Source organism: Fulvivirga aurantia (assembly GCF_009711475.1).
Lineage (GTDB): Bacteria > Bacteroidota > Bacteroidia > Cytophagales > Cyclobacteriaceae > Fulvivirga > Fulvivirga aurantia.
The window spans coordinates 1-3,027 of record NZ_SMMD01000471.1 but is presented as its reverse complement, the minus strand read 5'-3'; the positions used below and the strand labels follow the sequence as shown (position 1 = coordinate 3,027).

Here is a 3,027-nt window from a genome sequence, read left to right as displayed (position 1 = left end):
TTGAAGCCAGTGTAAAGTATGAGACTAAGTAGAGATTTTTATAGAAGGGAAGACGTAACTCAAATAGCTAAAGATTTGCTAGGCAAGGTGTTACACACTCAGGTGGATGGAGTTTTATCTCTTGGTAAAATTGTAGAAACAGAAGCCTACTCGTACAAAGAGAAGGCCTGCCATGCCTATATGGAGAGAAATACCAATCGTACCAAAGTTTTATTTATGGATGGTGGTACTTCATACGTGTATTTGTGCTACGGAATTCATAACTTATTCAATGTTGTGACAAACGTTGAAGGCAAAGCTGAAGCTGTGCTGATACGAGCCATAGAACCAGTGGCTGGGGTAGAGGTAATGCAACAAAGAAGAAATAAAAAATCTGAGATGGAATTAGCCTCTGGTCCTGGTAAGCTGTCAGAAGCGCTTGGGATCAATCGGTCACTAAATGAAGTTGATCTTACTAATAATGAACATATCTGGATTGAAGATCATGGAGAAGAAGTAATTGATATAGAAGCCTCACCGAGGATAGGAGTGGCTTACGCTGAGGAAGATGCATTACTTCCCTGGAGGTATGTAATTAAAGAAAGTAAGTATGTGAGTAAAGGGAATAATAGTTATAAATAGTATAATTCATGTATATTTAATAATATGAATAAGATTATTTGTCCTGTAGATTTTTCGGCAACTTCTCTAAACGCCATTGAGTATGCCGCTGAGATAGGGGTGAAGTTTCACTCCCATATCACATTGCTTCATGTTTTTACCGAGCAAGATTTCAACAAAATAGTTGAAGAAGAGACGGTAGGTAAAAGTTTTAAGGAGCTGACGGCTATGGCTTCTAAAAAGCTAAAGCGTCTGGCAGATCAGGTAAACGAAAATTATAAGGATGTGACCTGTTCCAGTCAGCTTGAGCTTGGAGATTTGTATGGCAAGCTCAAAGACATCATTTCAGAAAACCATTTTGACCTACTTGTAATGGGTACTACAGGAGTGAGCAAGGTAAGTGGTGTTTTCTTTGGCAGTAACACCCAGGAAGTAATTAGGGAAGTAAAAATTCCTGTTTTATGTGTGCCTCAGGAAGCGTCATTCAAAGGATTTAACAAAATTGTTTATGCTTCTGATTTTATGAAACAGGACAAAGTCGCGATTCAGGAAGTGATATCATTTGCTACCACCTTTAATGCACGCATCAGTGTGTTGCATATAAACCTTAGTGATAGCGATAAAGAATACAATGCTTTTGTAGAAGACCTGAAGAGCTTCATTCAATATAGCAAAATTAACTTCGTTAATAAGAAGTTTAAGGATGATATCGGTTTAGGTATACAAGAGTATATGGACGAAGAGAATAGTGATATGCTGGTTGTATTTAGAAAACATCGAAGTTTCGTTGAGAGTATCTTTCATAAAAGTTTAACCAAAACATTGTCATATTCTACTGATAAGCCGTTATTTGTCCTGAAGCTCGATTATCATCACGAATAGCCCTATATGATTAAAAAAATAAGCCTGATTGTCTACTTGTTGGTTGTGGTACATACGCTCAGTTTGGCTCAAAATAACATCTTCAGAAAGCTTAATTCTGCTTATGATGAACAAAATCCGATTTTAAGTCCTGATGGGCAAACACTCTATTTCACACGTAGCAATGATCCCAACAATGTAGGAGGTGAGCGTGATCAGGGTGATATATGGTTTAGTCAATTAGGTCCTACAGGTTGGACTACCCCTCAACGAGCCAGAAAGGTTAATAGCTACGACTATAATGGTGTAATTGGCTTTGCTGATAATAAAGTTATTCTACATAATCATTACGCTACAGGCAGCTTACTTAAGACTCAAGGCATATCAGAATCGACTCAAATAGGCTCAAATGAATGGAGCGAGCCAAAAAATATTTCAATTCCTTATTTTAAAAATTTGTCCAGGTATTTTGGAGGAAGTCTCTCAAATGATGGCCAGGCGATTGTGTTTTCTTTAGAGAGTTATGATACAAGGGGAGCTGAAGACCTCTATATCTCGGTGAAAGAGGGGGGCAAATGGTCTGAGCCAAAGAATTTGGGAGATGTGTTAAATACAAGATTTCAGGAGCTTACTCCTACGTTTTATAATGATTCCCTACTGTATTTTGCATCTAACGGACATGGAGGAGCGGGTAGCACAGATATTTTTGTTGCTCAGAGAAAAGGAGATGGTTGGTATGACTGGAGTACTCCGGTAAATGTAGAAAAAATAAATACCGAAGGCAGAGAGCTTGGTTATCGACAGTATGATGACTTTGCCATTTACACTTCTACTGTTAATAGTGATGGGTACGGTGATATAAAACTTTATACCGAAGCAGATTCAGACACTCTATTTAATCAAGCAGTTACTCAGGATAACATTACGATTAGCGAAGTAAAAGAAGAGGAGCTTTCGGAAAACGAAATACTGCTTTATGGTGCGGTAACTTCCAGTGATGGTGAGTCGGAAGTAAGACCTGATGTATCTGTAAAGCAAAAAGATAAGACAATTCTGAGCGGAATTAAAGTGAATGTGAACGAGGATCTATACACTGCTACACTAAAATCTCCCGGAACTTATGTAGTGACAGTGGCTGCACCTGGGTTTATAGCTCAACAGGAATCTGTCGAGCTGGTAAGTGCCACTGCCAAAAAATTGCAAATGAATTTTGCGCTACAGCCTATTGCTGTAGGGGCAAGAGTAAACTTAAAAAATGTTTTGTTTAAGCAATCTAAGGCTGAAATTATAGATACTTCCTATCCTGAGTTAAATTTAGTAGTCGATTTGATGAAGGAAAACCCATCTCTCAAAATTCGTCTTGAAGGCCATACTGATAATCGCGGTTTGGCAAAGCACAATTTAAGATTGTCCAAGAAGCGTGTGCAAGCTGTAGAAGATTATTTAGTGTCTAAAGGCATAAGTTCAGGGCGCGTAAAAGGGAAAGGATTTGGTGGATCTAAACCTATCGCAGATAATAACGATCCCGAACTCAGAAAGCTTAATAGGCGTGTAGAGTTTACAATC

3 protein-coding genes are annotated in these 3,027 nt (G+C 38.4%); all 3 read left to right on the top strand.

The window, feature by feature from the left end:
- Window positions 1-18 precede the first annotated feature (18 nt).
- Window positions 19-621: a DNA-3-methyladenine glycosylase gene (locus E1176_RS03190; RefSeq protein WP_155209133.1), complete on the top strand. Its 603-nt coding sequence runs from the start codon at window positions 19-21 to the stop codon at window positions 619-621.
- A 24-nt stretch (window positions 622-645) separates the two neighbouring features.
- Entirely contained in the window at window positions 646-1,482 is an 837-nt protein-coding gene (locus tag E1176_RS03185) for a universal stress protein (RefSeq protein WP_155209132.1), read from the top strand.
- Window positions 1,483-1,488: 6 nt separating this feature from the next.
- A partial coding sequence (locus E1176_RS03180; RefSeq protein WP_155209131.1) for an OmpA family protein occupies window positions 1,489-3,027 on the top strand: 1,539 nt, incomplete at its 3' end.